This window comes from Chitinophaga sp. CF118, from assembly GCF_900112615.1.
In the GTDB taxonomy this organism is placed as follows: Bacteria; Bacteroidota; Bacteroidia; order Chitinophagales; family Chitinophagaceae; genus Chitinophaga.
In genome coordinates this window covers 25,702-43,378 of record NZ_FOMK01000001.1, presented here as the reverse complement: position 1 = coordinate 43,378, position 17,677 = coordinate 25,702, and the positions used below count along the sequence as shown (strand labels likewise).

Here is a 17,677-nt window from a genome sequence, read left to right as displayed (position 1 = left end):
TTTGGTTGGGAGTTATGATATCCCATCCCTTATTCTACATGCGTGATTATTGAAAAAATGTTTTTGTAAATTTAATCTGAAATGATTTTTATTTGTTAACTAACCAGGCTCGATAACCCTGAAATACAGCCAACATGAGTACATACAACAAAGCAGATTTACTGTTATACCTCAGCGACATAATTAAGAAATCCACAGTGCCACAATTTCATGTTATATCGTATGATAAATGGATTTCGAGAAGTGAAGATTTTTTTGTTGGTCTACGCAGTGTTTTGTTGGGAAACCATTCTGTTATACTCAGATCCAGCTCAGCTTCCGAAGATATTGATCTGGGATCAACTGTTGGTCAGTACAACTCTATTGTATTAACCAGGGAGGAAGTTAATGATAACCTGGTACAGAAAATTGATTCCATATTTGAGGAGATCATAGAGAAAGAAGGGGTGAATGACAAGCACAAAATAATTGTCCAGAAATACGTAGGCAATACTGTTTATCATGGAGTAGCTTTAAATTATAAACCCACTTCTGTTTCACCGTATTATTTATTAAATATAAATAGTACAAATGGTACTACGGATACTATTACACAAGGAGTAGATATTCCGAGAAAGATATTTATTCAGAAGAATATCAAGCAGGAGATCCTGGAAAAGAATGCGGCTTATTTAGTTCAGCTGATTAAAGCACTAAATGAAATAGAATCTCTTTTCGAAAAGAAATGTATAGACATTGAATTTGGAATTGACGAGTCTAATGCCGTTCATTTATTCCAGGTGAGGTTTATGTCTCCCTCTGTAGCCACTATACAAACGGCTGTTTCCGAAAAGGAAATATTTAAAGAAATAAAACATCTTTCAAACGGTCATTTCAAGGATCCTCATTTACTGGCGTTAAGTAATATGACGGATTGGAATCCTGCGGAAATGATAGGGTTTAATCCTCATGCACTTAGTTATTCTTTATATGAATATCTTATCACAAATAAGATCTGGCGTGCCGCAAGAGTGAAAATGGGATATAATAAGGAGGTAGGTCCGGATTTAATGTTAAAGATCTGCAATCATCCATATATAGATGTTTGTAAGTCAATAAGAAGTCTTTTGCCGGAGAAATTGAGTTCGGAGTTTAAGAATGATATTGTTGAGCGCTCTACTGCGCTTTTAAATTCCAACAAAACACTGCATGATAAAATGGAGTTTGAAATTGCTATTTCAAGTTTCTCCTTTTTAATGGAGAAGAAATTAGCAAAAATTGGATTGACAAACAAAGAAGCGGGCGAACAATTAGAGGGTCCATTGAGAGATATTCTGTTAAACGGACTTAATCCAAAGAGCGATAGCAGTCTTGAGTTTATCGTGAAAGAAACCTTAAAGCTGGAAAGTTTTTCAAAGTCAGAGAAGTATCGCTCTCTGAAAAATGACCCTTCACTGGATGCTTTATTCGAAATATTGAATGTAGCAAGAACGGGTACTTATTATTTTGCAATACTGGCCCGGTATGCATTTATTGCGGAAAGTATTTTAAGGGATCTTATAGAACTGAACCTGTTCAGTAAAACTGATGTAGAGCGCTTTAAACTATCTCTGGATACGGTAGAGAAAGAGATGCTGTTCGATATGGATAATTTTAGAAAGGGCATTATTTCTCTTGAAGAATTCAAGGGTAAGTATGGCCATTTAAGGCCCGGGACTTACGATCTTACACAAGACAGGTTAGATAGCCTGCAAATGGAGTCTTTTTTAATAAATAATAGTTACATTTCAAATGTACAGTTGAATACTAAATTCAAGATTACCAGCGAGCAGCAGAAGAAACTGGCAGCATTGTTGAATTTATATTCATTGGATACCACACCAAAGGCATTATTTAGCTTTTTCGAAAAGGCAATTATAAACCGGGAACGTGGAAAATTCATCTTTTCAATATTCCTTTCGGATTCACTTGAAAAGATAAAAATGTGGGGTAAACAACATAAAATACCAGTTGATAAATTGTTAGATGTTGATATTCCTTCTTTGCGTAGCTTTAATGAGAAGAAGATTACTATGAGCCAACTGAAGAAGAAAATAGAGGAGAATACCGTTGAACATATGATTGGTCAATGTATTCCATTGCCTTCTTATATCAGTTCCATGGAGGACATCTATTATGCCGAAGAGTATACTCCCAAACCCAACTTTATTACCACAAGAATAGTGAAGGGAGAAGTGGTGCTGATGGATAAAATAGATGCCGATGTTGATTTTACGAATAAGATTGTTCTTATTGAGAGAGCAGATCCCGGATATGATTTCATCTTTTCCAGCGATATTCTGGGGATAGTAACAAAATATGGTGGCAGTAATTCCCATCTTGCACTCAGGTGTACTGAATTGGGAATCCCTGCTGCAATAGGATGTGATAACCTGTTTGATGACCTGGTGGACAAATCATACATTATTTTGAACTGCAAGGATCAAAAAATAGAATATGTTTATTGGAATAACGGTAAGAGCTGATTACATTGATGCAAGAAATGAATATATTGATTGCATAGACAGGCAGTTGTATAACTTTGCAAAGAGAACTTCTCTCATTCCGGTTCTTTTAGTGAATGATGAGGAGATCGTAGATGGTTATTTAGCCAATATTAAGTTTTCGTGTTTCATCCTTTCAGGAGGAAATGATCTGTCGAAATTCTCAAATAATAATGATTCTATAAAAAGAGATCTTATAGACAGGAAGATTATAGATTATGCTTTGGCAAATGCCATTCCTGTTCTTGGCATTTGCAGAGGTGCACAGGTAATTGCAGATTATTTCGGATCCGAAATAATTTATAAAAGACATGTAGGGGATCATCTTATTTCTACCGGGAATTTTATACCTGGAAAAAAGATGATTGTAAATAGTTATCATAATTACTGTATTTCCAAACTGGGAAGCAATTTAATCCCATTAGCCTATTCGGAGGATGAAACAGTAGAAGCATTTAAATACAGAGGAAAGAAGATTTTTGGAATTATGTGGCACCCGGAGCGGGCAGTATCATTAAATGAAGTAGATAACTATATACTAAAAGCATTAACAAAATGAAAGCACTTATCCTGGCTGCCGGAGAGGGCAAAAGAATGGCTCACCTCACTGCCGATATACCAAAGTCATTAATAACCTTTCAGGGCACAGATCTTTTGCAGTACAAAATAAGAGTACTGAAGAATGCCGGTATCGATGATATTAAGATTGTGACCGGCTATTTGCATGAAGCCATTGATACGCTGGGGTACAATACGGTATATAACAGGTTGTACAAAAGTACAAATATGTTATACAGTTTATTTTTAGGATTGCAGGATGAGGATACTGATATTCTTATTTGTTATGGTGATATTATATTCGAGCAAAAAGTACTGGATGGCCTGTTGATCAATAACAATCCCATTGTAGTAGCAGTAGATGAAAAGTATCTGGATTACTGGACGATGCGGATGGAAAACCCCTTTGCTGATCTGGAGAGTTGCTCAATCAATGAACAGGGTGAATTATTGGAAATTGGGAATAAGGTAGAAGATTATTCCCTTATTGATGCCCAGTATATCGGGCTTATAAAAATCTCCAGGGAAGTGATTCCATTATTGAGAAATATGTGGGCAATTTATATAGTTGAGATGGGAGAGGAGAGTGCTCACCAGACTTCAATTACCCCATTCCTGAATTGGTTGATCTTTAAAGGAGTGACATTGCATGTGGAGAAAATAAAAAATGGATGGCTTGAGTTTGACTCTGTGAATGATTTTCATATTTATAATGACTTATATAACACTGGAAAACTCTCAAGTTTTCTTGATGTGGATAGCCTCAATACAATGTGATTTGTTTAGTTAACATCTTATTAACTAATTGCTTATATTTCTTTTGTATACTTACATCCGGGAAAAAGTATTTACCAGGGAATGTATTTATAATCAGGTAATATTATTACTTGCACGTATGTGATTTTGATGAGTAAATTATCTGTTATCGAAATCAAAAATTCTTACCTTAGACTTATCGTTTTAATCTTTTTTACTAAGAACAATTGAAGTTATAAACTTATCCAGTTTGGACAAGTTTCGCCGGCCTGCTACTACTTTATGAAATACAAAGAGGATATGCCTGTACATGTATACTCATATTGATACAGATATTTAAATAATCCAATTGGCGGCAGGCCAAAATTATTACATTACATTAAGTTGAGTAAAAGGAAATTATAAACAATTAATTATTTATTGCTCAATGCATCGTGTAGAATACAATAGTATCACGTTTTCTTACATTACTGAATTCAAAAAAGGTAGTATCACTGCCTTTGGTCATTTCTATGATTTATTTTATATACCACTTTCTTTTTTTGCCGAACAAATAATTTTGGATAAACCTGCAGCTGAAGATGTTGTAACGGATGTTTTTATTAAATTATGGGAAAAACGTGGAAGCTTTAATACGGAAGAAAATATCAAAGCTTTCCTGTATATCAGCACAAAAAATGCCTGCCGTAATATTTTAAAACATAAAAGCCATATTAAGAAATACGAAGAATCAACTAAGTATCCTATCTATCAGGAGGATTTGGTGCTGGATAAGATCCTTTTTACAGAAGTATACTGGACCCTGTATAATGCCATTGAAAAACTCCCTAATCAATGCCAGAACGTTTTAAAAATGAGTTACCTGGAACAGATGAAAAACCAGGAGATTGCTGATAAACTGAATATTTCCATTAATACGGTAAAAACCCAAAAGGCAAGGGCTTTACTGCTTTTAAGAAAAAAACTTGGCAACAAACATTTAATGGTTGGCCTCCTGCTGTGGCCCTACTTTGTACAGCTTATAAATAAATAATACAGAAACCTCATATTTCTTCTCTTTCTTTCATACTATTCCTTCCTTCAGTTGTTTCTATTAATGAATATCCGTAAAAGGTATCTGCTCTATGAATGAGATGGACTTAAAACAGGTATATGAGATAAGAGATATTATTCTTAAGTACCTGAATGGGAATATTAATGACAAGGAGGAAATACAACTAAATCACTGGCTAGGCGAAAAAAAGACCAACAATAAGTTATTCCGGGAGATCGTAGATCAGGAAACTATGATTCTTTTTACAACAAGATTTAAAGAGTTGGAGGAAGGGAAGGCTGAGGTATTTCAGCATATCTGTGACCAAATTGACCGGCCAAGGTCCCGATTTATCTGGCTGTTGAGTTCCGGAAAATTCAGATATATAGCTGCAGCTATAAGCATATTATTCATTAGCATGGCAGCATTTTACTTAATCAATCAAAATAGTACCCCGGATTATAGTATCGAAGTTCGAAATAAGGATTTAGCTCCCGGCAGGAATACTGCTACACTTTTACTGGCAGATGGTTCAGTAATTACTTTGGATAGTGCGGAGAACGGTGTCCTTGCTCAACAGGGGAACGCTAAGGTCATAAAGCTGGATAGCGGTCAGTTAGTATATGAAAAGGGCCATAATTCAAGCGATGCAGCCGCTGCTTATAATACTATTTCTACTCCCCGTGGTGGTCAATACCAGTTGCAATTACCTGATGGCAGTAAAGTATGGCTGAATGCGGCATCCTCCCTACGTTTTCCAACTGTTTTCAATGATAAGGAACGAAAGGTTGAATTGGCTGGAGAGGCATATTTTGAGGTTGCCCAGGTAAGCGTTAAAGCAGGAAAGAAAATTCCTTTTATGGTAGATATTCTCCCTTCTCCCGGAGAAGCCAGCGTTGGCCAGGTAAAAGTGCTTGGTACTCATTTTAACATAATGGCTTATGCTGATGAAGGAGACATTAGAACAACTTTATTGGAAGGAGCCGTAAAAGTGACAAAGGGGGCAAGCACTACCTTGCTTGCTCCCGGACAGCAGGCACAGATGGAAGAGATAGGGCAAATCAAACTTGTTGAAAATGCCAATATTGAAGAAGTGATGGCCTGGAAAAATGGATATTTCCAGTTTAATCGGGCAGACTTGCCCTCAGTTATGCGTCAGATTGCCAGATGGTATAATGTTGATATTAGCTATGAGGGAAAAATCCCTGATAGGAAATTTGGAGGTAAAATTTCGCGTGAGGCCAATGCATCTGAGGTGTTAAAAATACTGGAATTAAGCGATGTGCATTTTAGAATTGAGAACAAACAGATTGTTGTAATACCTTAGATGGTTTACATAGAATGTTTCTAGGTTATATATTTTCTTAAACAGATCCGAAACAACCAGCCCGTTTCCAGGTAGGATCTATTTTTCAAATGAATGAAAATAAGACATTATTTATGCCCACTTGCATAAAACCGGAAGTGTTTGCTGCACCTCCGGCTAATGCCTGGGTTTCTCTATACAACCAATCGTGTAAGACAGTTTATTAGTATCACCCAAACCAATCAAAGTTATGCAATTGATTACTCTTTGCAAAGAGTCCCTATGGGCTAAAGTATTTCTTCATGCCCGGCGGACCTATAGAAATAAAACGCTATTGATTATGAAGTTTACAGGTCTTTTATTACTGGTTGCCTGCTTGCAGGCAAGTGCCGGGGGATATTCGCAAAATATCACCCTCTCGGTAAAAAATGCGCCGCTAGAACAGGTTTTTAAAGCGATAGAAAAACAAACCGGATTGGTGTTCTTTTATGATAATGCATGGCTGGAGAAGGCAAATAATAAGATTAGTATAGAGGTTAAAGATGTTCCACTTGCGAAAGCATTGGAGATATGTTTCAAAGATCAGCCTTTGACATATGCCATTGTAGGTAAAACGATAGTTCTGAGGCTAAAGGGAAGTACCGTAAGTATTTCCCGGATAGAGAAAGATTCTCCTGCTGTAGATACGAGCTCAATTAGAATAACGGGTAAGGTATATAATGAAAAAGGTGAAGGATTGTCAGGCGCCTCAATTGTTGTGAAGAAAACAAAGTATACAATTGGAGCGGGGAGTGGCGGGGCATTTTCTGTTATTGTTCCAGCCGATGAAGCAGTATTGGTGGTTTCGTACTTAGGTTATGCAACCAAAGAAATTTCTGTTTCCGGGGCTGATGTGGACTTACAGATTCATCTTGAGCGCGCTACACTGGCATTGAAAGATGTTACAATCGTAAGTACCGGTTACCAAACCCTTCCCAAAGAGAGAGCTACAGGCTCATTTGAGAAAATAGATAACGAGCTTTTCAACCGTACAACAGGGCCAACTGTTATAGCAAGGCTTGAAGGAATTGCATCAGGTATATTATTTGACAAACGGTTGCTACCTGGTGCTTCACCCGGCTTAAATCAACTTACTATTAGAGGGCTGAGCACACTGGAAGCGAGAAAAACTCCATTAGTTGTTCTGGATAACATCCCATATGAGGGTGATGTGAGCAATATTAATCCCAATGATGTAGAGAGCATTACAATATTAAAAGATGCAGCGGCTGCATCTATTTGGGGAATAATGGCGGGCAATGGAGTAATTGTGATAACTACAAAAAAAGGGGGGTATGATAAACCCCTCCAGGTTTCATTCAATTCTAACGTAGCCATTACTAATAAACCCAACCTGTTTTACCTGCCGCAGATAAAATCAAGCGATTTTATTGATGTTGAAAAATGGTTATTCTCTAAAGGAAATTATGATTACCAGCTTAATGATACATATTATTGGCCACTGATATCGCCGGTAGTAGAAATATTGGATCAACAGCGATCAGGTACTATCACTCTTAATACTGCTGAGAGAAAGATTGATGCCCTACGCCAATATGATGTGCGAAATGATTATTTGAAATATGTTTATCGTAAGGCTATCAATCAACAGTATGCTATCAACCTCAATGGTGGTTCTAAAATGGTGAACTACTTTGTATCTGCTGGCTATGACAAAGGCCTTGGTAGTACAGTGCGTAGTTCGAATGATCGCATTACACTTAGGACTAATTTATCTTTCAAACCTTTTAAAAACCTGGAAGTCCAATTTGGCAATATTTATACACAAACTAAATCTAAAGATCTTGGTGTTTTTAGTGCGCTATATTATTCTCCATCTATACTGCCTTATAGCCGCCTGGCAGATGGCCAGGGCAATCCATTAGTGGTAGGGAGAGATTATCGTGAGGAATTTGTTGGGAAAGCCGGAGATATAGACCCACGTTTGTTGGATTGGAAATACAGGCCTTTAGCAGAACTGGATGCAAGTTCAAATATCGTAAGGACGAACGATTGGTTAATGAACATGGGTGCTAATTATAAATTCAATAATGTTTTCAGTGTCGATGTGAAATATCAATACGGGAGGACGCTTTTTGATGCAAGGAACTGGCAGGGGATGGAATCTTACTATACTCGAAACCTGATCAATTTGTTTACCCAACCGGTGGGCTCTCTTATCGAAAGGCCAATACCCTTGGGTGGCATTCTTGATGTAAGCAACCGCAACGTAAATACGCATACTCTTCGCGGACAAATTAATGCGAATAAAAGCTGGAACTCCAAACATCATTTGATTGCCATTGCAGGGGCTGAAGTAAGGGAAAGACATGATCTTTCCAATACCCATACTACCTACGGATATGATGACAATATATTAGGTTATAAAAGCGTTGACTTTACAACCTATTTCCCGGCCTCAACATTACCAACAGGAGGAGGAACGATACCTAATAGTCTGTATTTTGGAGACAATACCAACCGGTTTACTTCTATATACGCTAATGCAGCTTATACTTATAAATCCCGTTATACAATATCCGCAAGTGCCAGGAAAGATGCTGCTAATTTGTTTGGAGTTAAAACCAACCAAAGGGGCGTACCGTTATGGTCTGCAGGCGCGGCCTGGAATATTTCTGAAGAGCCATTTTACAAAGCTAAGGTATTACCGAATCTCAAGTTCAGGGCAACCTATGGCTATAATGGTAATAGCAGCAATAGCATATCTGCCCTTAGTATTATTAAGTATGCTAATTACCCTGCTCCTTTTACAAATTTACCTTACGCTAGTATAGGGAATCCGGCTAACAAAGAACTCCGTTGGGAAAAGATTGGCATTATGAATCTTGGACTTGATTTTGGCTTTAGAAATAATCGTATATCGGGAAGCGTAGAATATTTTACTAAGAATTCTAAGGATGTGTTATATATTACTCCTCTTGGTCTGAGCACCGGATTTGACCTTACAGTTATAAATAGTGTGGATATGAAGGGGAAAGGAATTGACCTGACCTTGCATTCTACCAATTTTGAAGCTCATCAATTTAAATGGAATACAGATTTTGTTTTCAGTTATAACGAAAACAAAATAACCCATTATATACCAGCAGAAGTTCCTTCTGGCAGTCTATTCACATCTGCTTCAGATGCTTTAATACCAATCATAAATAAACCACTTTTTGCTGTTTATAGTTATAAATGGGCAGGCCTTGATCCTTTAACAGGTGATCCGCAAGGTTATGATAGTAAAGGACTGATCAGTAAAGATTATGCAAATCTTTATGCTCCTAGCGTGGATGACTTGAAATATCATGGCAGTGCAATACCTGTTTATTTTGGGTCTATCCGGAATACTTTTTCCTGGAAAAATATTAGTCTTTCTGCAAACATTATTTATAAACTTAATTACTATTTCCGCAGAACCAGCACTAATTATAATCAACTATTTTATTACGGGCAAGGACATGCGGACTTTGCACAACGTTGGCAAAAAACAGGGGATGAAAAAATAACGAATGTACCTTCTATGGTTTATCCTGCTGATTATTACAGGGATCTCTTCTATCAAGGTTCAGCCGCTCTGGTGTCAAAAGCCGACCACATCCGCCTGCAGGATATCACAGCCAGTTATAACATTGATAAATCCAATGGGTATTTCAGGAATATACGTTTTTATGCTAATGTATCTAACCTGGGTATCATATGGCGGGCTAATAAGCAAGGAATAGATCCTGATTATGGAGCAGGGTTTCCTGCTCCACGAACAATTGCATTCGGATTAAACGCCAATTTCTAAACTATTATAAAAATTAGGCACCATGAATAAAACTATTATAACATATAGCAGATTTTCTATTATAGCGAATGCCATTTGTAGAATGTTGCTATGCCTTTCCTTAATTTGTGGCCTCGGTTCCTGCAAGAAATATCTTGATGTCAAACCCGACAAAAAGATGGTATTGCCTTCAACGTTAGCAGATTGCCAGGCGTTGTTGGATAATTATATAATTATGGGTATTAGCTATCCTGTAGGTGAACCTTCAGCTGACAACTATTATCTTACGTTTGCAAATTGGAATACACAGTCCATTGTTTATAGAGATGGCTATATATGGAACGCTGATGCTGATGTACCAACATTTCAATGGTCAGCTACTTATCAGAAAGTATTGTACGCTAACCAGGTATTGGAAACACTAGGAAAGATAACACCAACTATAGATGAGCAGGCGACTTGGAGTCAAATAAAAGGCGCTGCTTTGTTTTTCAGGAGCTTTAGCTTTTATCAGGCTGCACAAATATGGGCCAAACCTTTTGATTCAGCAACGTCCGGAACGGATCTGTGCATTCCATTGCGCTTATCGCCAGATATTAGTGAGAAATCAGAGAGAGCAACTGTAAAACAAACATACGATAGAATACTAGAGGATCTGAATGAAGCAGTAACATTACTCCCAGCTACCCGGCCTACTTCTATTATTACCAAAGCCAGACCCGGGCAAGCGGCGGCTCATGCCCTGCTGGCACGTGTATACCTGTCCATGAGGGATTATCCGAATGCGTTTACTCATGCAGATAAATGCCTCCAGAATTATAATACACTCATCGATTTCAATACACTAAATGTTAATGCATTTTTGCCTATTGCCAAATATAATTCAGAGGTCATTTTTTCTGCCGTTAGTTCAGCAACGCCAACTCTTAACCCATTCGTAGCGAAGGTGGATTCTAATTTGTATAAATCTTACGAGGACGATGATTTGAGGCAAGTTATTTTCTTTCGTCAAAATAGCGGGGTAGACATAAATACATATCAATTCAGGGGGAGTTATGACGGATCCTTAAGTTATACGTTGTTTTGTGGGCTGGCAACCGACGAGATGTATTTGGTACGAGCAGAGTGTTATGCAAGGGCTGGCAACACTAGTAGTGCCATTACAGATCTGAATACCTTGATCAGAACAAGATGGGCGACGAAAAAATATACAGATATGACAGCAACAAGCGCCGTTGATGCATTGACAAAAATACTTGTGGAACGAAGAAAGGAATTGTTGTACAGAGGATTGAGATGGACAGACTTGAGAAGATTGAATAAAGATCCAAGGTTCGCTGTCTCACTCACCCGTGTTTTGAACGGAGTAACTTATACTCTTCCACCAAATGATTCCCGTTATGTGTTGTTGATTCCTCAAGAGGTATTAAAGAGAGAAGTAATGCCTCAGAACCCAAGATAACAGCACTGTAAAAATAAGAATCAATCTAAACTTAAGCAGCAATGCGTCATTCAAAAAGTAATATGAAAAAAGTTATTCTTTCCTTTTGCTTGTTCTTTCTCTTTGCAGCAATTAATATTAGCAGGGGGCAACAAATCATTCTGGATCCCCAGGTCCGTACTGGTAAATTGCCTAATGGGCAAACGTATTATATCCGAAATAATAGAATACCCAAGGAACGGGCTGATTTCTACTTAGTGCAGAAAGTAGGCTCTGTTCTGGAGGATGAAAATCAGCGTGGACTGGCTCATTTCTTGGAGCACATGGCATTTAACGGCTCAAAGCACTTCCCAGGAAATTCCCTCATAACAGAATTGGAGAAAAAAGGAATCAGGTTTGGAAGTAATATCAATGCTTCAACTTCGTATGATGAAACGATTTATAAGCTGATCAATATCCCTTTAAACCGGGAGGGTATTATAGATACATCTTTATTGGTGTTGCACGATTGGGCTGGATTTTTAACACTTAATGATAAGGATATCGACGACGAGCGGGGAGTTGTTAGGGAAGAATGGAGACTCAGCTCCGGAGGTGATTTGCGAGTACTGCAAAATGAGATTTTCCCAGTCATTTACGCGGGTACACCTTATGCCAATCGGATTCCGATCGGTAGTATAGATGTGGTGAATAATTTTAAGTATCAGGAACTTCGGGATTATTATAAAAAATGGTATCGTCCCGATTTGCAGGGTATTATCGTAGTAGGCGATATTGATGTAGATAAGATTGAGAAAAAGATCAAACGCCTTTTTGCAGATATCCCGGTTCCCATCAAACCAGCTGAACGGGTTTATTCACTTATTCCGGATAATGCGAAACCCATCATTGCTTATGGGATCGATAAGGAAATTACTGCGACCACATTAGCTGCGTACTGGAAAATGGAAGAATGGCCTATGGCACAGAAATCAGCATTGGCGTGGTATAAAATGAATCTCATTAACCAGACAATTGCTAGCTTATTAATTAATCGCTTTAATGAAGTACGTGAAAAGACAAATGCCCCCTTTTCCTCTGCATCTATTTATTCATCAACTTTTGTTTTTGCCTCTTTAAAACCAGCATGGAACCTCACAGTTTATCCAAAAGAAAAAAATGAGGTATTAAAGGCATTTAATGGTGCTTTTACTGAGATCGAACGGATGCATCAATTTGGTTTTACAGCAGCAGAACTCGAAGATTTTAAAAAGGGCACATTAACTGGACTGGAAAAACAATATACCGATCGCGCTAATAAGATAACATCTATATATATAAATGAGTATACTAAACATTTTCTGACCAATGAGCCAGCTCCAGGGGCAGAATGGGAATACAATATGGGTAAAAAGCTATTATCGGAGCTGACCATTGACACCATCAATTACTATGCAAAAAAATCGATGGGAGATTCTAATCTTGTGATCTATGCTATGACCCCCAAAGATGATAATCATCTTCCAGCTAAAGAAGACATCATCCGGATCTGGAACGAATCAAAAAACGTCAAACTAGAACCTTATGTATATGAAACGGCCTCTACACAATTACTGGAGAAAAAACCTATCCCAGGTAAAATAGTAAAAACGGAAAGTAAGCCGTTCGGCTTCACATGTTGGACTCTTTCCAATGGAGCAAAAGTTTGGTTTAAAAAGATAGACTATAAAGAAGATAAATTGAATATATCTGCCTATAGCCCAGGTGGCTACTCCCAGGCAAGTGATCAGAATCTGCCATCTGCTAAACTTACCGGAATGAGCTTTTATGGGGGATTTGGAAATTTGAGCATGAGTGAATTGAATAAAGTGCTTATTGGAAAAGATGCATGGATACTTCCATCGGTAACAGAATTCAGTGAGTCGTTGGAAGGGGAAGGCTCCATAAAGGATAAAGAAACGCTATTTCAGCTGACGTATTTGAGAATGGCGATTCCTCCTCGTAAGGATCAGCAATATTTTGATACTTGGAAAAAATCGTCCTTAGAAGCATTTAATAACCGTTATGCTGAACCCAGTTTTGTTTTCAGGGATACAGTAGCCGGAATTATGAGTAATCACCATCCGAGGGCAATTTCAGCAGAACGTGATTCTTCGATAATAAATAAAGTTGATTATGATAAAGTGCTTCGTATGTACCAGGAGCGTTTCGCTAATGCTCGCGATTTCACTTTCATTATTACAGGAAATTTACCAGTAGATAGTATCCGGCCACTTGTAGAAACTTATTTAGGAGGGCTTCCTTCCGTAAATAGCTATGAAAAAGTGAAAGATTATGGAATCTATCCGCCTAAAGGAATGATCAGAAAACAGTTTACCCATAGTATGGTAACGCCTAAATCAAGTGTTCATGTGGCGTATACCGGAGATAATATCCCCTATACGTTGGAAAACGAAGTGATGATGTCTTTTGTGGGAAGAATATTAACAATCAATTACACTGAAAACTTGCGGGAGAAAGAAGGGGGGGTGTATTATGTTGGTGCTGCTGGGTCCATTAGCAAGTTTCCTAAAGACAATTTTAATTTCTCGATATGGTTTGCTACAGATCCTGATCCAATTAAAAAAGCAAAACTGATGAAGATTATGTATGCAGAGATCGATAAACTCATAGAACAAGGTCCAGCTCCTGAAAATGTGGATAAAGCAAAAGGGAATTTACTTAAGTCTGTCAGGGAATGGGCTGCTGAAAAAAATGCTAATTATTGGAATTATACAGCTTCCCAATACGTTATTTATGGAATTGACAGACATAATAACTATGAAAAATTTGTTTCTTCAGTAACGCCGGAAATGATTCGTGATTTTGCAAAAAAGATATTTACCCAGGGAAATCTAATAGACATAGAAATGGATCCTGAGAAAAAATAATGTAAAAGCAAACCGCTACGGAGCCTAATCCGTAGCGGTTTATCGATCAGTCGATCCAACATTGAGTAATCTTCAAGACTCTAATTTTTTATCAACTAAACTCCTACAATTTATGCAAAAATCTGCGTATTATAACCAGCCAATTACTGCACCTGGCTTTAGCAGCCAACGCATAAAGAACAGTAATACAATATATCATCGAATAAACAGTAATATATTTGTGAATGCGATGAAACAAGCCTTCTTATTTATGCTGGCTGTTTTTTTAATTGTATTTACTCCATTTATTGTTTATGCTAACCAACAGTTCAGCGCGTCTCCATCACAAGCGGAAATCTTTGGTACTCTTCTCTTAGCGGAAACAAGGGAGCCCATCGTTGGTGCATCGATTATTGTTAAAGGTACCAAAACAGGTGCTAAATCGAACTTAGAAGGTCATTTTTCTATACAAGCTAATATTGGAGACATACTTGTTATAAGTTGCATTGGTATTGAATCCTACGAATTGAAAATCGACCGAAATAATCTGGGAATTATTACATTAAAGGCAGCAGCTTCCTCATTAGATGAAGTACAAATAATTGGTTACGGCCAAACCTCCAAACGTAACAGCACTGGTAATATATCATCAATCAAAGCTGCAGACATAGCAAGACAACCTGTAAACAATCCATTACTCGCACTTGAAGCAAGTGTACCCGGTTTGTATATTACCCAAAGTACAGGGTATGCAGGTGGGGGTGTAAACGTTCAAATTCAAGGCCAAAATAGTCTTTCTTTTAGGGTTGGGAACGATCCTCTATATGTTATTGATGGGGTGCCCTATCCATCCAGATTATTATGGACAACAAAAACTGTTCTGGGTACTTCCGGTACCCAAAGTCCGACTACCCTGGATGGTTTAATAGCCGGGGCTGGTAGTCCTTTTAGTTTTATCAACCCAACAGATATTGAAAGTATAGATATTCTAAAAGATGCTGATGCTACGGCTATCTTCGGTTCACGTGCCGCCAATGGTGCAATCCTGATCACTACTAAAAAAGGAAAGCCCGGGAAAACAAAGGTGGACTTTAATATACAACGTGGTTGGGGGAAAGTAACCCATATGTTAGATTTGCTTAACACTCAACAATATCTTGAAATGCGCCATGAAGCACTCAGGAATACAACCTCTACCCCTGGTGATTATGATTATGATCTTAATGGCACGTGGGATACTACCCGATATACTAATTGGCAAAAAAAATTAATAGGTGGTACGGCGCATATTACTAATATACAGGGTAACATTTCCGGGGGAAATGAGAATACTCAATTTTTGATAGGTACTGGATATCGTAAGGAAACGACTGTATTTCCCAGTGATGTTTATGATGAAAAAGCTTCACTTCGCTTCAATTTGAATAATGTTTCTTCTAACCAGAAATTCCGTTTCCAGTTGTCTGGTGCCTACATGGTAGATAAAAATCAACTCCTGCAAAAAGACCTTACCAATATTGCGGTTACATTAGCACCTGTAGCGCCGGATTTAAACAAATCTGATGGCAGTTTGAACTGGGCTCCTGATGCGAGTGGTAACTCTACCTGGATTAATCCATTATCATATTTATATAACCGGTATACAGTAAAAACTACGAACTTGATGAGTAGTGCAGTGATCAGTTATGAGATTTTGCCAGGGCTTGACATAAAAACAAATTTTGGATTTGGTAGCCTGCAATCAAATGAAATAGGTATAGAACCATCATTATCTATTCCTCCTGAATTTAGATCTTTCTATGAAAGAACTTCTTCCTTTAACCATGGAAACATTAACTCCTGGTTGATTGAACCTCAGATAAATTTTAAGAAAGAGATTGGAAAGGGACGATTGGAAGCATTAGTTGGAGGAACTATCCAACAAAACAATACTACGCTACAAACAGAATATGGGAGGGGTTATGCTAATGATCTTGTATTGGGAAATATTAGTAACGCGCAAAACGTAAGTAATGCTAAACAATCATCCTCATATAGATATAATGCGTTATTTGGCAGAATAAATTATAACTGGAAAGAAAAATACATCATCAATCTTACTGCCCGTAGGGATGGTAGTAGCCGTTTTGGTTTAAGGAATCAGTTCCACAATTTTGGTGCTGTAGGAATAGGTTGGATTTTTTCTAATGAGAATTTTGCACAGCAGAATTTATCTATCCTGAGTTTTGGTAAATTTAGAGCTAGTTATGGCTCTACTGGTAACGACCAGTTCAGTGATTACAAGTACCTTAGCGCCTATAAAAATACGACTGTACCTATACCTTACCAAGGAGCAGTTGGACTTACGCCTTATAATTTGCCAAATTCCTACCTGCAATGGGAAGAGACCCGGAAATTACAATTTGGCCTTGATCTCGGGTTTTTAAAAGATAGGATACTGTTAAATGCTAACTATTATCAGAACCGGTCATCCAACCAACTACTATCTTCTCCTTTACCTATAATGACTGGTTTCGAATCTATTGAGTATAGGAACTTTCCCGCCATAGTGCAAAATTACGGTTGGGAATTCACACTGAGTACTACGAATATTCGAGATCGTGATGTATCGTGGACAAGTAATATCAACCTGAGTCTTCCTAAAAATAAGTTGCTGAGTTTTCCTAATTTGACAGCTTCAAGTTTATCTAATACATTAATTATTGGTGAGCCAATAACGACCCTGAAGATATACCATGCAGCAGGAGTGGACCCAGCAACCGGTAATTATCAAGTTGTTGATAAAGATGGTAAACCTACAACATATCCTAATCCGACTACGGACTTGACAGCCCGGGTCAGTCCAATACCTCATCTTTATGGTGGATTTGAAAACAATATTCAATATAAAGGGTTTGAATTGGATCTGTTAATCCAGGTGGTAAAGCAAGTAAGGCATAATTATTTGTTTGGTTCATCGCCAGCGGGATACTATTACAGTGGAACGCTTGACTTAAGCAGTGCTAATCAGCCCATTTCTGTTTTAGATCGTTGGCAAAAACCAGGGGACATTAAGGCCATGCCGAAGTTTGATAATTCCTCCAATACTGCATCATGGAGTAATGCGAATTTTAGCGATGCGGCATATTCTGATGCATCTTATATCCGGCTAAGAAACTTGTCATTGTCATGGCGACTACCTGAGAAATGGAGAAATAAAATCCATTTGGGTAATGCCAGATTATATATACTAGGTCAGAATTTATTGACGCTCACCAATTATAAAGGGTTAGATCCGGAAACGGCAACTCCATTTGGGTTACTTACACTTCCTCCACTAAAAATATGGACGACCGGAATCCAGGTAACACTATGATTAA

The 17,677-nt window shown here is 37.8% G+C and carries 9 protein-coding genes; all 9 read left to right on the top strand.

All coding sequences use genetic code 11. The annotated features are described in order from the left end of the window. Positions 1 to 134: 134 nt before the first annotated feature. Positions 135 to 2,504, top strand: coding sequence for a PEP-utilizing enzyme (locus BM176_RS00150; RefSeq protein ID WP_090098336.1), 2,370 nt, complete (start codon positions 135 to 137; stop codon positions 2,502 to 2,504). Then, positions 2,476 to 3,081 (top strand): gamma-glutamyl-gamma-aminobutyrate hydrolase family protein, encoded by a 606-nt coding sequence (locus BM176_RS00145; protein ID WP_090098333.1) that lies wholly within the window; start codon positions 2,476 to 2,478, stop codon positions 3,079 to 3,081. The genes BM176_RS00150 and BM176_RS00145 overlap by 29 nt, the downstream gene beginning before the upstream one ends. Further along, complete coding sequence (locus BM176_RS00140) at positions 3,078 to 3,857, top strand: phosphocholine cytidylyltransferase family protein (RefSeq protein ID WP_090098332.1); 780 nt, start codon at positions 3,078 to 3,080, stop codon at positions 3,855 to 3,857. The genes BM176_RS00145 and BM176_RS00140 overlap by 4 nt, the downstream gene beginning before the upstream one ends. Positions 3,858 to 4,263: 406 nt before the next feature. After that, positions 4,264 to 4,869, top strand: coding sequence for an RNA polymerase sigma-70 factor (locus BM176_RS00135; RefSeq protein ID WP_090098330.1), 606 nt, complete (start codon positions 4,264 to 4,266; stop codon positions 4,867 to 4,869). A gap of 91 nt (positions 4,870 to 4,960) precedes the next feature. Continuing rightward, positions 4,961 to 6,196: a FecR family protein gene (locus tag BM176_RS00130; RefSeq protein WP_090098328.1), complete on the top strand. Its 1,236-nt coding sequence runs from the start codon at positions 4,961 to 4,963 to the stop codon at positions 6,194 to 6,196. Between the two features lie 319 nt (positions 6,197 to 6,515). Beyond that, the gene (locus BM176_RS00125; protein ID WP_177230252.1) at positions 6,516 to 10,010 is read left to right on the top strand and encodes a SusC/RagA family TonB-linked outer membrane protein; all 3,495 of its coding nucleotides are present in this window, start codon (positions 6,516 to 6,518) and stop codon (positions 10,008 to 10,010) included. 22 nt (positions 10,011 to 10,032) lie between these two features. Beyond that, positions 10,033 to 11,451 carry a RagB/SusD family nutrient uptake outer membrane protein gene (locus BM176_RS00120; protein WP_090098325.1) on the top strand — a complete coding sequence of 473 codons (1,419 nt, stop codon included), beginning with the start codon at positions 10,033 to 10,035 and terminating at the stop codon, positions 11,449 to 11,451. Between the two features lie 41 nt (positions 11,452 to 11,492). Then, a complete protein-coding gene (locus BM176_RS00115) occupies positions 11,493 to 14,339 on the top strand; it encodes a M16 family metallopeptidase (RefSeq protein WP_090098324.1) in 2,847 nt (948 codons plus the stop codon). 229 nt (positions 14,340 to 14,568) lie between these two features. Further along, positions 14,569 to 17,673 (top strand): SusC/RagA family TonB-linked outer membrane protein, encoded by a 3,105-nt coding sequence (locus tag BM176_RS00110; protein WP_177230250.1) that lies wholly within the window; start codon positions 14,569 to 14,571, stop codon positions 17,671 to 17,673. The last annotated feature ends 4 nt before the right edge of the window (positions 17,674 to 17,677 follow it).

Bases quoted from the DNA above. Each gene is read 5' to 3' on its own strand.
- BM176_RS00150 (WP_090098336.1), top strand. From the start codon at position 135: ATGAGTACATACAACAAAGCAGATTTACTGTTATACCTCAGCGACATA.
- BM176_RS00145 (WP_090098333.1), top strand. From the start codon at position 2,476: ATGTTTATTGGAATAACGGTAAGAGCTGATTACATTGATGCAAGAAAT.
- BM176_RS00140 (WP_090098332.1), top strand. From the start codon at position 3,078: ATGAAAGCACTTATCCTGGCTGCCGGAGAGGGCAAAAGAATGGCTCAC.
- BM176_RS00135 (WP_090098330.1), top strand. From the start codon at position 4,264: ATGCATCGTGTAGAATACAATAGTATCACGTTTTCTTACATTACTGAA.
- BM176_RS00130 (WP_090098328.1), top strand. From the start codon at position 4,961: ATGAATGAGATGGACTTAAAACAGGTATATGAGATAAGAGATATTATT.
- BM176_RS00125 (WP_177230252.1), top strand. From the start codon at position 6,516: ATGAAGTTTACAGGTCTTTTATTACTGGTTGCCTGCTTGCAGGCAAGT.
- BM176_RS00120 (WP_090098325.1), top strand. From the start codon at position 10,033: ATGAATAAAACTATTATAACATATAGCAGATTTTCTATTATAGCGAAT.
- BM176_RS00115 (WP_090098324.1), top strand. From the start codon at position 11,493: ATGCGTCATTCAAAAAGTAATATGAAAAAAGTTATTCTTTCCTTTTGC.
- BM176_RS00110 (WP_177230250.1), top strand. From the start codon at position 14,569: ATGAAACAAGCCTTCTTATTTATGCTGGCTGTTTTTTTAATTGTATTT.